This window comes from Devosia sp. 67-54 (assembly GCF_001899075.1).
GTDB lineage: Bacteria > Pseudomonadota > Alphaproteobacteria > Rhizobiales > Devosiaceae > Devosia_A.
In genome coordinates this window covers 38410-56028 of record NZ_MKVA01000003.1, presented here as the reverse complement: position 1 = coordinate 56028, position 17619 = coordinate 38410, and the positions used below count along the sequence as shown (strand labels likewise).

Below are 17619 nucleotides of genomic sequence, written 5' to 3'. Positions count from 1 at the left end.
ATGCCCCCATCCTAGCCCGCCCCCTTTCTGGCGCGCTTAAGAAACTGGGTTAAGTTTAGGTAGTTTTGGCGAGGGTTAGCGGGTCGTCACCGCGGGTAACGGCGGATTAAGCACGTGGCGTTTGTGCAGCTTCTCATTTCCGCCTAGAAGCAGGGCGAAACGCAGCGCGCAATGGCCGATACCCCCACTTCCCACGACAGCGACCTCGAACTGCTGCGCACCGCGGCGGTCACCGCCGGCATCATCGCCGCGAGCTATTTCCGGCGCGACCTCAAGACCTGGACCAAGGAGAACTCCTCTCCAGTGTCGGAGGCCGACATCGTGCTCGACAAATTCCTGTTCTCGGCGCTGACCACGGCGCGGCCCGATTATGGCTGGCTGAGCGAAGAGACCGCCGACGACCAGCAGCGGCTCAAGCACCGGCGGGTGTTCATCGTCGACCCCATCGACGGCACGCGCGGCTTCATCCGCGGCGAGGACAGCTGGACGGTGTCGCTGGCGGTGGTCGAGGCCGGCGTGCCGGTGGCGGGCGTGGTGTTCGCGCCGGCGCGCAACGAGATGTATGCGGCCTGCCGCGGCGGCGGCGCGACGCTCAACGGGCAGCCGATCGCGCGGCGCACGCCGCCCGACCGGCTGGCGCCGCTGATCCCGGCGCCCGGCGCGGTGCACCAGGAGCTGCAGGCGGCCGGGCTCGACTACACGCGCGGGCCGGCCTACCCCTCGCTCGCCTATCGGCTGGTGCAGGTGGCGACCGGCAAGCTCGACGCCGCGGTGGTGCGGCGCGGCTCGCAGGACTGGGACCTCGCGGGGGCGGCGGTGATCCTCAGCGAAAGCGGCATCGCCTTCGAGGATGCGTGCATGGGCGCCATGCAGTTCAATCAGCCGGAAATCCGCCACGGCGCGCTTGCCGCCTTCGCGCAAGGTTCGCTAAGAGAGGTGCTGTGCGGGGCGCTGATCAAGGTCTATGGCTGCCCCGAGCCGCAACTCGACCGGGAACGGAAAACCACGTGAAGGCGCCCAGGACCACTCCGCAGAAGCAGTTGCTCCACCTCGTGCTCGGCGGCGAGCTCGACAGCATCGAGGGCATCACCTTCAAGGATCTCGACAAGGTCGATCTGGTCGGGGTCTATCCCAATTACGCGGCGGCCTATGCGGTGTGGAAGCAGAAGGCGCAGCAGACCGTCGACAACGCGCAGATGCGCTATTTCGTGGTGCACCTGCACCGCCTGCTCGACCCGGAAGACGAGGGCGCGTGAGCGGCCCCGATCCTGCCGGCAGGAGCAAATGGATCGACCGGCCGGGCGTGCGCGCCTTTCTGGGCCGGGTGCTGATCGGCAACTACCTGCGCTTCCTGCGGCTGACCTCGAAAGTGGTCGCCGACCCGCCGGACTTCTGGGAGTCGGCGCACAAGGACTGGCCGGCGATCGCGGTGAGCTGGCACGGCCAGTCGAACCTCGCTTACGTGGTGATGCCCGATCCGAAGCAGGTGGCGCTGCTGGTGTCGATGCACCCCGACGGGCAGATGATGGCGGCGATGGCGCGCTCGCTCGGCTACCAGACGGTCGACGGCTCGGGCGCCAGCGAGCGGCAGAAGCACGGCACCGGCGGCCTCAGCGCGTTCCGCAACATGCTGAAGGCGCTGAAGGCCGGCACGACGCTGTTCGCCACCGCCGACATTCCGCCGGAGCCGGGCCGCAACGTGTCGCTGGGGATGATCGCGCTGGCACGCAAATCCGGCCGCCCGGTCTACGCCATCGCCACCGCCAGCTCGCGCCGCAAGGTGCTGGAGCGGGTGTGGGACAAGATGCAGCTCAACTATCCGTTCTCGACCATCGGCTTTGCCTGTGAAGGGCCGTTCTACATGACGGATGCCGGCGTGGGCGACGCGGAATACGCCAACATGCTGCGCGAGGCGCTGGACCGCGTGCTGGCCAAGGCGTTCGACCTGGCGGACGGAAAGATCAAGCCGCGATAGGTTGCTTCCTTCACAGAACTCACAGTCGGTCCCCTCGCCCCTCAGGGGAGAGGGTAGCGCAGCTTCGGAGCGGAGCGACGTAGCGGAGCTGGGTGAGGGGTGCGGTGGGGACCTTGCGCGTTGCGTCAGCATCGCTCTATCTGATAGATCGCACCCCTCACCCGGCTTCTAGGCTCGCTCCGCTCGCCAAGGCGCCGACCTCTCCCCTGAAGGGGCGAGGTGAGCCGACCGTGAGATTTGAGGAAAGACTAGCTCAGCAGCGTCTCGATGATGCGGTCGAGGGCGCCGGGGGGGCCGATGCGGTCCTGGCCGATGGCGCCGCGGCGAAGGCGCTCGGGTTCGTTTTGCAGCAGCAGGGTCAAAGCGGAGGCGATTTCGGTGGCGTCGTCGGCGACCAGCAGCCGCGACTCTCCGAACAGCCGGCTCTCGTCCTCATGCCGGCGCATGCGGTCGCCGGGGCGGATGAAGCTGACGATGGGGCGGCCGAGCCCGAGCGCCTGGATGGTGGCGGTGCCGGCCTGCGATAGAACGACGTCCGAATTGTCGAGGAGATCGCCGAGCGCGCCGCGCGCGGCATGGATAGTGAGATCGCCGGCGAAGCCGAGGCCGGTCCAGGCGAGCCCGGCGGCCGCCGCCAACGCCTCGGGCGCAACGCCGCCGGCGAGCGCCAGGAACACGTCGGGCCGCAGCGTCTCGGGCAACCGGCGCAGCGCCGCGACCTGCAGCGCGAAATTCTCGGCTGTCGCCTCGCGGCTGCCGGGCAGCAGCGTCGCCGCCAGCGGGCGGGTGCGCAGCGAAGCGGCATCGAAGCCGGAGCGCGGGATGGTGTCCATCATGACGTTGCCGACGGCGCGGGCGTCGACGCCATCGCGGCGCAGGCGGTCGGCCAGCGCCGGATGGCGGCTGAACACGGTGCGGCAGGTCCGCCCGATCACCCAGCGCTCGATGCCGAGATAGGGCCGGCCATAGCCGCTCTTGTAGACGTCGATATAGGTGACGTTGCGGATGCCGGTGAGGAAACAGCCGCCGACGCCGATGAAGTCGCCGATCACCAGCACGCGGTCGTAGGCGCGGCGGGCGCGATGCATGAAGGCGAGGCCGGGCGGCACGGTGCCGAGCAGCCCGCCGCGCACGTCGCGGGCGATGGTGCCTTGCGCGACGCGCGAGCCGGCGCTCGCCAGCGTGGCGCGCGGGCCGACGATCTCGCACACGCCGTCGTAGTGAGCGCCGGAGCCGAGGGTGGGATAGGCCGACGCCTTGATGGACGACGGCAGGCGGCGGGCCAGCTCGGCGCCCACCGAATCCTCGCCGATGCCGTTGGAGATGATCAGGAGCGAGGCCGGCCGCACTTACTTGCCGGAGAGGCCGTGGCGCCGGAACGCCTCGAGGGCGGCATCGGCGTCGGCATAGGGCTCCTGGCGGTCGACGTTCCAGTACATCAGCTCGTCGACGGGGATCGGCCGGCCGGTGACGGCGCAGCGCACGAAACTGCCCGGCCGCACCACCACATAGTCGCCGTCGAGATAGCGGATGACGGCTTCGGACGGGGCGAAGTTCTTGTCGTGGATGTTCATGCAGGGCGGCCTTTCGCCCGACATATAGGCGGAAACGGCGGCGGTGCAAACGGCCTTGCGGCGCTGAACCCGGGCTGAACGGGGTGTTCGCGCGGCGTTCGGCATGATCACACTAGCGTGACGATGGGGCGCGGGACAGTCCGGCGCCGAACCGTCTGGAGCTGAACCGTGAAAATCCTCGCCATGCTCGCGGCCGCCGCGGCCTTCGCCGCCACCGCGATCCCTGCCCTCGCCTTCGACAGCTATCCACTGGGTGGCGCCGCCAAGGGCGCGCCGAGCACCGTCGCCTACAAATTCGCCGGCCAGGACGCGGTCGCCGTGTTCGTGCGCGGCCCGGGCGGGCTGATGTACGCCAAGACCACCGCCGACCAGGGCGCGAGCTTCAGCGACTGGACGCCGATCGGCACGCTGGCGCTGAAGGGCAACCCGAGTTGCACGGCGCGCAGCCAGAGCCGCATCGACTGCGCCGCGGTGGGACCCAACAACACCGTCTACTGGACCAGCTACGACGCCAAGGCCAACACGTGGAGCGGCTGGGCCAGCCTCGGCGGCTACGCCACCAACGATCCATCGATCATCCGCACGACGGAAGGCGGCAAGACGCAATTGCGCATCTTCGTGCGCGGGCCGCAGAACCATCTGTTCATGAACACCCTCGCCGGCAAGTGGAGCGACTGGCAGGACCTCGACGGCACCGTGGGCAGCGCCGTGGGCTGCGTGCAGGTGTTCTCGCTCGGCGCGCATTGCTACGACACCACCGCCAGCGGGGTGAAGCAGCTCACCGACATCACGCACAAGACCGGCAACGCCGTGGTCGTCGACAATCTCGGCGGGCTGGTGACGGGCCGCGTCTCGGCAGTCTCGACCGGCGACGCCGTGCACCTGTTCGTGCTCGGGCCGCAGAAGCGGCTGTGGATCAAGAGCTGGTCCGGCGGGTCGTGGTCGGACTGGCAGCAGACCGCGGTGCCGCTCACCTCGGCGCCGGGCTGCGCCATCGATGCGAGTGGCACGGTGGGCTGGTGCGCCTCGATCGGCGGCTCCGGCGCCGTCACCCTCGCGGCGCTGGTCGACGGCGAGATCTAGCGCCTAGAACAGGCTCTCCTGCCCGCCATCGTCCTTGGGCGGGCGGGGACGCTTGCGCGACACCGGGGCGCCGGAGACGGCCGCCCCGAACTGGCCGTCGGCCACCTCGATGGCCAGCAACTGGCCCGGCCTCACCGCCGCCTTGCTGCGCACGATGTGGCCTTGGTCGTCGACCACCAGCGCGAAGCCGCGCTCCAGCACGCCCTTGTAGGAATACGATTCGAGCAGCTTGCCCAGTGCCGTCAAATCGTTGCCGCGCTGCACGACGAGGCGGCGCAGCGCCGGCCGCAGCCGCTCGGCGCAGGGCGCGAGGCGGGCATTGGCGTGGCGCAGATCGGCGACCAGCGCCGTGGGGGTGAGCGTCGCGGCGCGCGTGGCGTAGGCGGCGCGCTTCTGTTCCAGCAGCCGCGCCATGCCGCTCGCCTCGCGGCGCGACAGCTCGGCCAACTGCCGCGACAGCATCTCGGCGCGCTGCACCATGACGCGCGGCGTGAGCTTGCCGGCGGAGCGCTCGAAGGCAAGGCGCTTGCCCTGCCCGAGATGGCGCAGCGAGGCGTTGAGCTCGGTCGCGGCGAGATCGAGGCGCTGCCGCGCAAGGCTCAGCAGGTCGAGCGGGCGCGGCAATTGCCCGGCGGCGGCGCGCAGGCGGTCGCGGCGGTTGCCGAGCTGGTGGCGGATCCCCCCGCGGCTGCGCTGGCCCTGGTCGTCGACATAGGCGATGAGCTCGGCGCGCACCGGCACCGCCGCTTCGGCCGCGGCGGTGGGCGTCGGGGCGCGATGGTCGGCGGCGTAGTCGACCAGCGTCGTGTCGGTCTCGTGGCCGACGCCGGAAATCACCGGGATGCGCGAGGCGGCCACGGCGCGCACCACGATCTCCTCGTTGAAGCTCCAGAGGTCCTCGATGGAGCCGCCGCCGCGCGCCACGATCAGCAGATCGGGGCGCGGCACCGGCCCGCCGCGCTCGGGCAGTGCGTTGAAGCCGGCGACGGCGTGCGCCACCTCGGCCGCCGCGGTTTCGCCCTGCACGCGCACCGGCCAGACGATGACGTGGCTGGGAAAGCGGTCGTCGAGCCGATGCAGGATGTCGCGGATCACCGCGCCGGTGGGCGAGGTGACGACGCCGATGATGCGCGGCAGGTAGGGCAGCTTCTGCTTGCGCTCGGCGGCGAACAGGCCTTCGGCGGCGAGCTTCCTGCGGCGCTCCTCGAGCAGCGCCATCAGCGCGCCGGCGCCGGCCGGCTCGATCTGCTCGATGACGATCTGGTATTTCGACGAGCGCGGGAAGGTGGTGAGCCGCCCGGTGGCGATGATCTCCAGCCCCTCCTCCGGCTTGAAGCGGAGGCGCGGCCAGGTGGTCTTCCAGATCACCGCGTCGATGCCGGCCTGGTCGTCCTTGAGGGTGAAGTAGCAATGGCCGGACGAGTGCTGGCCGCGGAAGCCGGAAATCTCGCCGCGCACCCGCACATACTGGAACTCGTCCTCGACGGTGCGCTTGACCGCCTGCGCCAGCTCGCTGACGGTGAATTCGGGGGCGTTGCTGCGCGGCTGGTCCATGGCTCCCTGTTGCGCTTTCGTTCGCGTTTGTGTCAAGGAGGCCGGGCGGCCTTGGGGTTTGACGATGCGGGTCTTGTTGATCGGAGCGGGCGGGCGCGAGCATGCGCTGGCGTGGAAACTGGCGCAGTCGCCGCTGCTGACCAAGCTCTATGTGGCGCCGGGCAATGGCGGCACGTCGCTGGTCGCCGAGAACGTAGCGCTCGATCCGGCGGACCATGGCGCGGTGGTCGGCTGGGCGCGGGCCAACGGCATCGACTTCGTGGTGATCGGGCCCGATGCGCCGGTGGTGGCGGGGCTGGGCGACGAGGTGCGCGCCGCCGGCATCGCCTGCTTCTCGCCGAGCAAGGCAGCGGGGCAGCTCGAAGGCAGCAAGGGCTTCACCAAGGCGCTGTGCGACGAGATGGGCATCCCCACCGCCGCCTATCGCCGGTTCGACGCGGCCGAGCCGGCGCTCGCCTATGTGCGCGAGCGCGGCGCGCCGATCGTGATCAAGGCCGACGGGCTTGCGCTGGGCAAGGGCGTCACCGTGGCGATGCATATCGCGGCGGCGGAGCACGCGATCAGGGACTGCTTCGGCGGGGCATTCGGCGCCTCCGGCGCCTCGGTGGTGATCGAGGATTTCCTCGAGGGCGAGGAGGCGAGCTTCTTCGTTCTGTGCGACGGCGAGCACACGCTGCCGCTGGCCACGGCGCAGGACCACAAGCGCGCCTTCGACGGCGACAACGGCCCCAACACCGGCGGCATGGGCGCCTATTCGCCGGCGCCGGTGATGACCGACGAGCTGATCGCGCAGACCATGGCCGAGATCATCGAGCCGACGGTGCGCGGCATGGCGGCCCGCGGCACGCCGTACCAGGGCGTGCTCTATGCCGGGCTGATGCTGACGCGCGAGGGGCCCAAGCTGATTGAGTACAATGCGCGCTTCGGCGACCCGGAGACGCAGGTGCTGATGCTGCGGCTCGACAGCGACCTGCTGGCGCTGCTGCACGCCACCGCGACGGGCGCGCTCGCCGGCATGGAGGCGCGCTGGCGGCCGGAGGCGGCGCTGACCACGGTGCTCGCCAGCAAGGGCTATCCGGGCGACTACAGGAAGGGCACGCTGCTCGGCCCGCTGCCGCCGGACACGGCGGACATGGTGATCTTCCATGCCGGCACCAGGCGCGAGGACGGCCGGCTGCTGAGCGCCGGCGGGCGGGTGCTGAACGTCACCGCGCTCGGCGCCTCGGTGGCCGACGCCAAGGAGCGCGCCGATGCCGCCATCGCCGAAATCGACTGGCCGGAGGGGTTTCACCGCCACGATATCGGCTGGCGCGCCATTCTGCGTGAACGCAATGCCCGGCTGGATCGTTAGCCTTATCGGCAGCGAATTTCCGCATCCGGCGCGGAAGGGCTTATAAACCTTCGAGGCGCAGCATAGATGCTCAGAATGGCTCAGGACCTCGCATCGGAGGACGATCTGATCCCCATCCAGCAGCGGGGACAGGAGCTTGTCGACCGCCTCCGGGCCGGCGACGACGCCCCGACCGCTGCGCCCGCCTCACACAGCATGCCGCGCATCGGCGTGGCGCTCGGCGGCGGCTCGGCCCGCGGGCTGACGCACATTCCGTTCATCGAGGCGATGGATGAATTGGGGCTCACCCCCTCGACCATCGCCGGCACCTCGATCGGCGCGCTGATCGGCTCGGGCTGGGCCAACGGCATGAGCGGCAAGGAGCTGCGCGAGCACGCCATGAACGTGCTGGGCACCATGCGCACCATCGCCGGGCGCATCTGGGGCCAGCAGATCGGCAGCCTCGGCGGGCTGGTGCGCAACGGCTTCAACCTGCAGCTCGACGCGAGCCGGGTGGTCGACGCCTTCCTGCCCGATCCGTTCCCCGACGATTTCAAGGACCTCAAGGTCCCGTTCTACGTGGTGGCCACCGATTTCCAGAGCTGGCATCAGGCGGTGTTCAACAGCGGCGAATTGCGGCCAACCATCGCCGGCTCGATCGCCATCCCGAGCTTCTTCCGGCCGGTGCATTACGCCAACCACATCCTGGTCGACGGCGGCGTGGTGAACCCGCTGCCGCTCGACCAGGCCTCGGCCGATTGCGACATCCTGGTGGGCATCGACGTCAACGGCGACCCCTCCGACAAGATCGCCAAGGTCGACTACCGGGCGCTCGACATCTGGTTCGGCTCGGCGCAGATCATGATGCATTCGCTCACCGCGCACATGATGGCGGCCTACCCGCCGGACGTCTACGCGCGGCCGCACGTCTCGAGCTTCGGCGCCATGGAGTTCTGGCGCGTGAAGGAAATCATCGCGGCGGCCGAGAAGGAAAAAGACAATTTCAAGCGCCACCTCAGCCACAAGGTGGAGCAGTTCATCATGAAGACCGGCGAGACGACGCGCGCGGGGCAGTGAGGGCCTACTCCCGCAGCCGCGCGAAAAACGCCTTCAGCAGCTCCCCCGCCCGCTTTGCGCCGATACCCGACACCACCTCGGGATGGTGGTGCGTGCTGGGGCTGTCGAACAGCCGCACGCCGTGATCGACGGCGCCGGCCTTCGGGTCGGCGGCGCCGTAGATGACGCGGCGCAGGCGCGCGTGGGCGATGGCGCCGGCGCACATGGCGCAGGGCTCGAGCGTGACGTACAGGTCGCAGCCGTCGAGCCGGCCGGTGCCGCGCGCCGACAGCGCCGCGCGGATGGCAAGCAGCTCGGCATGCGCGGTGGGGTCGTTCCGCTCGCGCATGCGGTTGCGCTCGGCGGCGAGCACGGCGCCGCTGTCGACGATCACCGCCCCCACCGGCGCCTCGTCGGCGGCGGCCGCCGCGGCGGCGAGTTCGAGGGCGAGGTCCATCGGGGATTGGGGCATTTCCGGGTGGTAGCAGGTTCCGGCGCGGCGCTAAACTATTGCCCTTGGAGAATCACCCCTTGCCCATCCGCCAGCTGCCCGAGGATCTGATCAACCGCATCGCCGCCGGCGAGGTGGTGGAGCGGCCCGCGAGCGTGGTGAAGGAGCTGGTGGAGAACGCCATCGACGCCGGGGCGCGGCGCATCGTGGTGACCACCGCGGGCGGCGGGCGCAGCCTGATCCGGGTGGAGGACGACGGCGCCGGCATGGGCCGCGACGATCTGCTGCTGTCGGTCGAGCGCCACGCCACCAGCAAGCTCGCCGATGACGGGCTCGACGACATCCGCACGCTGGGCTTTCGCGGCGAGGCGCTGGCCTCGATCGGCGCGGTGGCGCGGCTGAGCGTGGCGTCGCGCCCGGCAGAAGCAACCACGGGGCTGCGCATCGAGGTCGACCGCTCGCGCAAATCCGGCGTGGTGCCGCAGGCGATGAACCGCGGCACCATCGTCGAGGTGCGCGATTTGTTCGCGGGGGTGCCGGCGCGGCTCAAATTCCTCAAGACCGACCGCGCCGAGGCCGCCGCCGTGGCCGATGTGGTGAAGCGGCTGGCGATGGCCAACCCGGACGTGCATTTCGTGCTCGACGGCGCCGACCGCACGCCCAGCAACTGGCCGGCCGACGGCTCGCTGCCGGGCCGGGTGATGCAGGTGTTGGGTGCCGACTTCACCGAGAACGCCGTTCCATTGCAGACCAGCCGGCACGGCGTGGTGGTGACCGGCCTCGCCGGCCTGCCGACCTACACGCGCGCCAATTCGCTGAGCCAGTTCTATTTCGTCAACGGCCGGTCGGTGCGCGACAAGGTGCTGCTGGGGGCGGTGCGCGCCGCCTATGCCGATTTCGTCTTCCGCGACCGCTTCCCGGCGATCGCGCTGTTCCTCAGCATCGATCCGGCGGCGGTGGACGTCAACGTGCACCCGGCCAAGGCGGAGCTGCGCTTCCGCGACGCCGGCGGGGTACGCAGCGCGGTGATCCGCGCCATCGTCGACGCACTGGGCGAGGCGGGTTACCGGGCGTCGAGCACGGTGGCCGAGGACGTGCTTGGAGCGTTCCGCCCGCCGGAGATGGCGGAGGCGGCGGCGCCGGCGTTTGCGGCCGCCACCATGCTTCGCATGGCCTCCCTCCCCCGCTTTGCGGGCGAGGATCGCCAGGGCACAGGCATCGCCGGATTGGCGGAGCCGAGCGCGCGCTACGAGGCGATCGAGCTGCCGCCGGACGAAGCGAGCTATCCGCTCGGCACGGCGCGGGCGCAGATGTTCGAGAATTTCATCGTGGCGCAGAACGGCGACGCGCTGGTGCTGGTCGACCAGCACGCGGCGCATGAGCGGCTGGTGTACGAGAAATTCCGCGCGCAATTGCAGAGCGGGCCGGTGGCGAGCCAGATGCAGCTCATCCCGGTGGTGATCGAGCTCAGCGAGGAGGATTGCGCGCGGCTCGAGGAGGCGGCGCCGACGCTGGAGCGGCTGGGCCTCTATCTCGAGCGCTTCGGCCCGCGCGCCGTCGCGGTGCGCGAGACGCCGGCGCTGCTCGGGCAGGCCGATATCGACGGGCTGGTGCGCGACCTCGCCGACGGGCTGGCGGAATGGGACTCCACCGAGACGCTGGGCGACCGGCTCGACGCCATCATCGCGCGCATGGCCTGCCACGGCTCGGTGCGCGCCGGCCGGGTGCTGCGCGTCGACGAGATGAACGCGCTGCTGCGCGACATGGAACGCACGCCGCATTCCGGCCAGTGCATCCACGGCCGCCCGACCTATGTGGAGCTGAAGAAGGCCGACCTCGAACGGATGTTCGGGCGAACACGGTAGCGGGCGGGGCTCAGCTCACGCGAATGAGATGCACCGCCGCCGCGCCATAGTCGCGGCGGTCGTCGAGCACGAACCCTTCCGGCAGCGTTACGGCGGCGTCGGCGCTTTCCTCCAGCACCAGCAAGGTGTCGGCTTGCAGCCAGCCATTGTCGCGCAGGGAGACGAGGGCGCGTTCGCCGAGGCCCTGGCCGTAGGGCGGGTCGAGGAACACCAGATCCACCGGACCGAGCGTCCCCGCCGGGCCGAGGGCGGTGGCGTCGCGGCGCAGCAGCTTGGCGACGCCGCCGGCACCGAAGGCCTCGATGTGGTCGCGGATGAGGCCCCGCGCCTCGGCCCCGGTATCGACGAAGGTGACGTGCGCGGCGCCGCGGCTCAGCGCCTCGAGGCCGAGCGCGCCGGTGCCGGCGAACAGGTCGAGCACGCGCAGCCCGTCGAAGCTCGGCCCGAGCCGGCTCGCGAGGATGTTGAACACCGATTCGCGGGTGCGGTCGGCGGTCGGCCGGATCGAGTCGTCCTCGGGCGAGGTCAGCGTCTTGCCGCGGAACCTGCCGCCGACGATCCGCATCAGGCTTTGGGCGGACGCGGACGGCGCGGCCGGTCGCCACCGGGGCCGGAGCCACGCGGCCGCTTGCCGACGGGCCTGTCGCCGGCCGGACGCGGCGACCGCGGCTTGTCGCCGAACGGCCGCTTCGGGCGGTCGGCGCCATCAGCGCGGGGAGTATAGGAACGCTTCGGGCGGTCGGCCGCATCGGCGCGCGGGGCGTAGGTGCGCTTGGGACGGTCGGCTGCGTCCGGTCGTGGCGCGTAGGCGCGCTTCGGGCGATCAGCGCTGTCGCGCCGCGACGCGTAGGAGCGCTTGGGGCGATCGCCGAAATCGCGCTTCGGGCGGTCGCTGCCGTCGGCGGGACGCGGAGAATATGGCCGCTTCGGGCGGTCACCGAAGTCGCCCTTCGGCTTGTCGCCATAGGCGCGCTTGGGGCGGTCGGCGAAGTCGCCGCGCGGCTTGTCGCCAAAACTCTTCTTGAACGGCGGCTTGTCGCCGGTGGGGGCGGCGTCGCGCTTGGGCTTCTTGCCGTAGAGCTTGGCGGTGAATTCGGTCTCGCTGCCGTCGTCGTGGAAAACGCGGCGCGGCGGGCCGGCGGGCGCCTCGTCGGCGCGCTCGGGGCGCGGCGGGCGGCGCGGATTGCGGCTGCCGGGGCGGTCCTTGCGCATCGGCGCATCCTCCGGCCGAAGCTCGTGCGGGCGATCCGGCCGGTCGGTGAAGCGGAAGCGCTCGGTGCGGTCGGCCATGGCCTTGCGCTGCCGCGCCGGCTCGGCGCCAGGCCGGCTGGCGCGCAGCGCCGGGTTGGCGGCGCCGCGGGCGAGCTTGATGGCGGCCGGCTCGGGCAGCTCGCTGTCGAAATCGACGCCGGCCTCGTCGGCGAGGCGCTTGCCGAGCTGCTCGCGCAGCACGCGGGCCTTCACCACCTCGACGGCGCCGATCGGCAGATCGCCGAGCTGGAACGGGCCGAAGCTGACGCGGATCAGCCGGTTGACCTTGAGGCCGAGCGCGGCCAGCACGTTCTTGACCTCGCGGTTCTTGCCCTCGCGCAGCGCCAGCACCAGCCAGACATTGCTGCCCTGCTCGCGCTCCAGCGTCGCCTCGATGGGCCCGTATTTGACGCCATCAACCTCGAGCCCATCCTTGAGCGCGTCGAGCTGCGGCTGGGTGATGGACCCGAAGGCGCGCACGCGATAGCGGCGCAGCCAGCCGGTGGCGGGCAATTCGAGCACGCGCTTCAGCCCGCCGTCATTGGTGAGCAGCAGCAGGCCCTCGGTGTTGATGTCGAGCCGGCCGATGGAGACGATGCGCGGCAGGCCCTGCTGCTCCAGCGTCTCGAACACGGTGGGGCGGCCCTCCGGGTCCTTCTCGGTGACCACGAGGCCGGCGGGCTTGTGGTAGAGCCAGACGCGCGTGCCCTGGCGGGCCTGCAGCGGCTGGCCGTCGACCTTCACCTGGTCCTTGTCGGTGACGTTGAAGGCGGGGGTGCGGATCACCTTGCCGTTGACGGCGACGCGGCCGTCCTTGATCCACAGCTCGGCATCGCGGCGCGAGCAGAGGCCGGCGCGGGCGATGACCTTGGCAAGGCGATCGCCGGCAAAGGCGGAGGGGGTGTCGGACATCTGCTACTCCTGCGGGACCGGCCCGGCAGGGACGCGGCGGCGCATCTTGCGAGTGTGGTGGCGGCTCAGCTCTTTTTGAGCAGGGCCTTGCGGATTTCGATGGGACAGCTCGGATCGTTCACCGAGACGAGGTCGCCGTTCTTGGCGAGGCACACCATGTCCTGCTGGCCGCCGCTCAGGGTGAAATACTGCTCGGGCGGGGTGAAGATCGAGCGCTTGGAGCTGAACTGGAAGGCCTTCATCTTGGCCGTCAGCTTCTGCAGCTCGGCGGCGGTGAGCGGCCGGCCGTCCGGGGTGTTGACGTCGACGACGCGGACGTGGCGGATGCGCTCGACATCGGCCTGGCTCATGCCGGCGGTGTCGACCTTGGGCGTGGCGCTGTCGACCGGCAATTGCGCGGCGATCTGGGTGGACTTTTCGGGCGGCGGCAGCACGCGCGTGTCCTTGGGCATCACCAGCGGGCCGCGCGGATTGGTCGGATCCGGCTTGGTTTCCTGCGGAATGAGCCCGAGGCCGGCGGCGGTGGTGTCCATCACCTCGCGCTCGAAGGTATCGGCGGAGGTGAAGGCATTGGTGCCCTCGGTGGTGGTGCAGGCGGAAAGGCCAATCGAGAGCAGCGTGATGGCGGCAAAGGCAGCGATCCGCGCCCCGGTCAACTCAAACGGCATCAATGCTTTCCTTCCGCCCCAACGGCCAAGATCGGTGGTCGCCCGCCCGCGCCGGAAACCGGCCGGCCACTTGTCCCGAGCGGGCCCCGTATACCCCACAGTGCCGCGTAAGACCAGATTCTGGCAGCAATTGGTTCACACCGGGTTGGCGTCGCGTTTGCCGCCGATGCCGAGGAGATCGAGCAACAGCAGCCCCACCCCCAGGGTGATGGCCGCGTCGGCGACGTTGAAGATGTAAAACGACCAGTCGCCGACGTGGAAGTGGAAGAAATCGGCGACCTGGCCGTAAATCACCCGGTCCAGCGCATTGCTGGCGGCGCCGCCGATGCAGATGGCGAGGCCGGCGCGGACCAGCGCCGAGGTCGCCCGCCACCACCAGACGATCAGCGCGCACAGCGCCGCCGCCACCAGGATGGCGATGCCCCACAGCGGCAGAGTGCCGAGCAGGCCGTAGGAAATGCCGGGGTTGAACACCAGCCCGACGTCGAAGAACGGCGTCAGCGGCGTGAAATAGCCCTCCGGCCAGTGCAGCAGATCGACCTGGATATATTTGTGCACCCGGTCGGCGGCAAAGGCGACGAGGCCGAGGACAAGCGAGAGCCAGAGGCCGTGACGGGTCATCGGCGAGCCTCGACGACATCCTGGAGCTCGAGCGGGCTGCCCCCACCCCCGTCCCCTCCCCGCAAGGGGGAGGGGGGCGATAGAACCGCGTGCATCAATGTTTCAGTCGGGCTCCCCTCCCCCTTGCGGGGAGGGGCTGGGGTGGGGGCAACGCGCATCGGAACCCTCGCCTGCCTCAAATCCCGGCCGCCGCGCGTTCGCGCAGCGCCTGGGCGTCGCGCTTGCTGAGATCGCCGTCCATGTCGGCCGCGGCGAAGAAGCGGCGGGAGCGCAGGCACTGGCGGCCATGCGCGTCGGCGCGATCGAACACCACGCCCACGCCCTTGACCTCGGGGATGGTGAAGGCGTCGGCCGGGATGGCGCCGTCCCTGAGTTCGAGGAACGAGGTGATGGCGATTTCGGCGACGTCGACGCCCGCGAGCGCGGCGCGCAGCTCGGGGTCGGTGACATAGACCTGGGGCGCGGCCTCGAGCGAGGAGCCGATGACCTTGTCCCGGCGCACGATCTCGAGCGCGCCGGTGACGACGCGGCGCACCTCGCGCAGCTTCTCCCACTTTTCCGCCAGCGCGGCGTCGGCCCATTCGGCCGGAACCTCCGGGAACAGCCGCAGGTGCACGGATTCGGCCGCGCCGGAATGCCGTTCCAGCCAGCACTCCTCCATGGTGAACACCAGGATCGGCGCCAGCCAGGCGGTGAGGCAGTCGAACACCGCGTCGATGACGGTGAGCGCCGCCTTGCGCTTCGTCGACGAGATCGGATCGCAGTACAGCACGTCCTTGCGGATATCGAAGTAGAAGGCCGAAAGCTCGACGTTCATGAAATTGCTGAGGGCGGCGACCACACGCTTGTAGTCGTACTCGGCATAGGCTTCGCGCACCACGCGGTCGAGCTCGTGGAGGCGGTTGAGGACCAGCCGTTCGAGTTCGGGCATGTCGGCGAGCGCCACGCGCTCCTCGGGCTTGAAATGCGCGAGGTTGCCGAGCAGCCAGCGCATGGTGTTGCGCAGCTTGCGGTAGCTGTCGACCGTGGTGTTGATGATCTCCTTGCCGATGCGCAGGTCGTCGGCATAGTCGGACGCCGCCACCCACAGGCGCAGGATGTCGGCGCCGTACTGCTTGATCACGTCCTGCGGGGCGACGGTATTGCCCAGCGATTTCGACATCTTCTTGCCCTCGCCGTCGAGGGTGAAGCCGTGCGTCAGCACGCTCTTGTAGGGCGCAAAGCCGTTGGTGGCGCAGCTTTCGAGCAGCGAGGAATGGAACCAGCCGCGATGCTGGTCGGAGCCCTCCAGATACATGCCGGCCGGGAATTCGAGGTCGGGCCATTTCTGCTTGTTGCGCAGCACCCAGGCATGCGTCGTGCCGCTTTCGAACCAGACGTCGAGGATGTCGTCGATCTTGCTCCAGTTGTCGGGGTCGGGCACGGCATCGCCTAGGAAGCGTTCCTTGGCGCCCGGCTTGAACCAGGCGTCGGCGCCCTCCTCCTCGAAGGCCTGGGCGATGCGGTGGTTGACCTGCTCGTCCTTGAGGATGGTGTTGGTCGCCTCGTTGTAGAACACGGCGATCGGCACGCCCCAGGCGCGCTGGCGCGAGAGCACCCAGTCCGGCCGTTCGGCGATCATCGAGCGCAGGCGGTTCTGCCCGGCCGGCGGGTAGAACGCCGTTGCATCGATGGCGGCGAGCGAGCGGGCGCGCAGCGTGTCGCCGGGCTTACCCTCGATGTCGCGGTCCATGTAGACGAACCATTGCGGCGTGTTGCGGAACAGCACCGGCTTCTTCGAGCGCCAGCTGTGCGGATATTGATGCTTCAGCCGGCCGCGGGCCACCATCATGCCCTTTTCGGCGAGCGCGGTGATGACGCGCTGGTTGGCGTCGCCCTTCTTGCCGGCATCGTCGAGCACGCGGCCGCCCTCGAAGCCGGGCGCCTCGGCGGTGAAGAAGCCAGCGTCGTCGACGGTGTAGGGGATGGCCGGATCGATGCCGAGCGCCTGCAGCTTGCGCGTCGATTTGAGCCAGATCTCGAAATCGTCGAGGCCGTGGCTGGGCGCGGTGTGCACGAACCCGGTGCCGGCGTCGTCGGTGACGTGTTCGCCCTCGAGCAGCGGCACCTCGAACTGGTAGCCGCCCCCCAGCCCGCGCAGCGGGTGGTTGCAGGAGACGATCCGGCTCATGTCGACGTCGGACAGGCGCACGAAGGCCTCGACCTTGGCCTTGGCGAAGGTGTCGGCGGCGAGCTTGTCGGCGAGCACGTATTTCTCGCCCACCGCCGCCCAATTGCCCTCGGGTGCCTTGCTGACCTCGTAAAGGCCATAGGGGAACTTGCCGGAATAGGAGATGGCGCGGTTGGCGGGGATGGTCCAGGGCGTGGTGGTCCAGATCACCACCGAGGCGTCGAGCGCCTCGAAATCGCGGTCGCCGAAGGCGCCGTTGCCCGAGCGGATGGGGAACTTCACCCAGATGGTGTCGCTCTCGTAGTCCTGGTACTCGATCTCGGCCTCGGCCAGCGCGGTGCGCTCGACCACGCTCCACATCACCGGCTTCGATCCGCGATAGAGCTGGCCGGAGGTCGCGACCTTCATCAGCTCGCGGGCGATCTGCGCCTCGGCGTCGAAGCTCATGGTCAAATACGGATTGTCCCAGTCGCCGAGCACGCCCAGCCGCTTGAACTCCTCGCGCTGGGTATCGACCCAATATTGCGCAAAGGTCCGGCATTCGGCGCGGAACTCGTTGATCGGCACCTTGGACTTGTCCTGGCCGCGGGCGCGGTACTGTTCCTCGATCTTCCACTCGATGGGCAGGCCGTGGCAGTCCCAGCCCGGCACATAGGCCGAATTGTAGCCGAGCATGGATTTCGACCGGCTCACCAGGTCCTTGAGGATCTTGTTGAGGGCGTGGCCGATATGGATGTTGCCGTTGGCGTAGGGCGGGCCGTCATGCAGGGTGAACAGCGGCCGGCCGTGCGCCTGCCGGCGCTGCAGGGCGTAAATGTCCATCTCTTCCCAGCGTTTGAGCCACATCGGCTCGCGCTCGGGCAGGCCGGCGCGCATGGGAAAATCCGTCTGGGGCAGGAACAGGGTCGCGGAGTAGTCGGGCTCGGCCGCGACCTTTGGCATATCGTTCATCGGGGTGCTTGGCTTGGACTGTCGGTTTGGCCGGCCTTTTAGCGGGAAAGCCCGGGGGGTGAAAGGGTTTTGCCCGGCCCGGGCCGCCGGGCGGGGCGGCGATCTGTTGTGGGTATGTGCCGCCGGCCCCTCCCCCGCGGCGCATCCGTGCTAGGAGA

General features: G+C 69.7%; 16 protein-coding genes. 7 read left to right on the top strand and 9 right to left on the bottom strand.

Going from position 1 to position 17619, the window contains the following annotated elements:
* Positions 1-171 precede the first annotated feature (171 nt).
* From BGO82_RS02850 to BGO82_RS02840, 3 genes are read left to right on the top strand one after another with little or no spacing between them, the layout of a single operon-like run.
* Positions 172-1011: a 3'(2'),5'-bisphosphate nucleotidase CysQ gene (locus BGO82_RS02850; protein ID WP_291304038.1), complete on the top strand. Its 840-nt coding sequence runs from the start codon at positions 172-174 to the stop codon at positions 1009-1011.
* On the top strand, positions 1008-1256 hold the full coding sequence (locus tag BGO82_RS02845) for a DUF4170 domain-containing protein (RefSeq protein ID WP_291304037.1): 249 nt from the start codon (positions 1008-1010) through the stop codon (positions 1254-1256). Before BGO82_RS02850 ends, BGO82_RS02845 begins: the two co-directional genes overlap by 4 nt.
* On the top strand, positions 1253-1975 hold the full coding sequence (locus BGO82_RS02840) for a DUF374 domain-containing protein (protein WP_291304036.1): 723 nt from the start codon (positions 1253-1255) through the stop codon (positions 1973-1975). Before BGO82_RS02845 ends, BGO82_RS02840 begins: the two co-directional genes overlap by 4 nt.
* Positions 1976-2223: 248 nt before the next feature.
* Here BGO82_RS02840 and BGO82_RS02835 read toward each other — a convergent pair whose 3' ends face one another.
* Positions 2224-3324, bottom strand: coding sequence for a hypothetical protein (locus tag BGO82_RS02835; protein WP_291304035.1), 1101 nt, complete (start codon positions 3322-3324; stop codon positions 2224-2226).
* Positions 3325-3549 (bottom strand): DUF2093 domain-containing protein, encoded by a 225-nt coding sequence (locus BGO82_RS02830; RefSeq protein WP_291304034.1) that lies wholly within the window; start codon positions 3547-3549, stop codon positions 3325-3327.
* Between the two features lie 168 nt (positions 3550-3717).
* On the opposite strand from BGO82_RS02830, the gene BGO82_RS02825 reads away from it, so the two are divergent.
* On the top strand, positions 3718-4632 hold the full coding sequence (locus BGO82_RS02825) for a hypothetical protein (protein ID WP_291304033.1): 915 nt from the start codon (positions 3718-3720) through the stop codon (positions 4630-4632).
* Positions 4633-4635: 3 nt separating this feature from the next.
* Here the strand turns inward: BGO82_RS02825 and xseA are convergent, their stop codons facing one another.
* Entirely contained in the window at positions 4636-6186 is a 1551-nt protein-coding gene (gene xseA / locus BGO82_RS02820) for an exodeoxyribonuclease VII large subunit (RefSeq protein ID WP_291304032.1), read from the bottom strand.
* Positions 6187-6250: 64 nt separating this feature from the next.
* On the opposite strand from xseA, the gene purD reads away from it, so the two are divergent.
* Both purD and BGO82_RS02810 read left to right on the top strand, forming a co-directional pair.
* Positions 6251-7537 (top strand): phosphoribosylamine--glycine ligase, encoded by a 1287-nt coding sequence (gene purD / locus BGO82_RS02815; RefSeq protein ID WP_291304031.1) that lies wholly within the window; start codon positions 6251-6253, stop codon positions 7535-7537.
* A gap of 75 nt (positions 7538-7612) precedes the next feature.
* On the top strand, positions 7613-8593 hold the full coding sequence (locus tag BGO82_RS02810) for a patatin-like phospholipase family protein (protein WP_291304030.1): 981 nt from the start codon (positions 7613-7615) through the stop codon (positions 8591-8593).
* Positions 8594-8597: 4 nt separating this feature from the next.
* Here the strand turns inward: BGO82_RS02810 and BGO82_RS02805 are convergent, their stop codons facing one another.
* Positions 8598-9044, bottom strand: coding sequence for a nucleoside deaminase (locus tag BGO82_RS02805; RefSeq protein WP_291304029.1), 447 nt, complete (start codon positions 9042-9044; stop codon positions 8598-8600).
* Between the two features lie 59 nt (positions 9045-9103).
* On the opposite strand from BGO82_RS02805, the gene mutL reads away from it, so the two are divergent.
* Positions 9104-10888: a DNA mismatch repair endonuclease MutL gene (mutL, locus tag BGO82_RS02800; protein ID WP_291304028.1), complete on the top strand. Its 1785-nt coding sequence runs from the start codon at positions 9104-9106 to the stop codon at positions 10886-10888.
* Between the two features lie 10 nt (positions 10889-10898).
* Here the strand turns inward: mutL and rsmD are convergent, their stop codons facing one another.
* The 5 genes from rsmD to ileS form a co-directional block, all read right to left on the bottom strand.
* On the bottom strand, positions 10899-11453 hold the full coding sequence (gene rsmD / locus BGO82_RS02795) for a 16S rRNA (guanine(966)-N(2))-methyltransferase RsmD (protein WP_291304027.1): 555 nt from the start codon (positions 11451-11453) through the stop codon (positions 10899-10901).
* Positions 11453-13051 carry a pseudouridine synthase gene (locus tag BGO82_RS02790; RefSeq protein WP_291304026.1) on the bottom strand — a complete coding sequence of 533 codons (1599 nt, stop codon included), beginning with the start codon at positions 13049-13051 and terminating at the stop codon, positions 11453-11455. The genes rsmD and BGO82_RS02790 overlap by 1 nt, the downstream gene beginning before the upstream one ends.
* A gap of 65 nt (positions 13052-13116) precedes the next feature.
* A complete protein-coding gene (locus tag BGO82_RS02785; RefSeq protein WP_291304025.1) occupies positions 13117-13719 on the bottom strand; it encodes a hypothetical protein in 603 nt (200 codons plus the stop codon).
* Between the two features lie 135 nt (positions 13720-13854).
* The gene (gene lspA / locus BGO82_RS02780) at positions 13855-14340 is read right to left on the bottom strand and encodes a signal peptidase II (RefSeq protein WP_291304024.1); all 486 of its coding nucleotides are present in this window, start codon (positions 14338-14340) and stop codon (positions 13855-13857) included.
* Between the two features lie 175 nt (positions 14341-14515).
* The gene (gene ileS / locus BGO82_RS02775) at positions 14516-17452 is read right to left on the bottom strand and encodes an isoleucine--tRNA ligase (protein WP_291304431.1); all 2937 of its coding nucleotides are present in this window, start codon (positions 17450-17452) and stop codon (positions 14516-14518) included.
* Between the last annotated feature and the right edge of the window lie 167 nt (positions 17453-17619).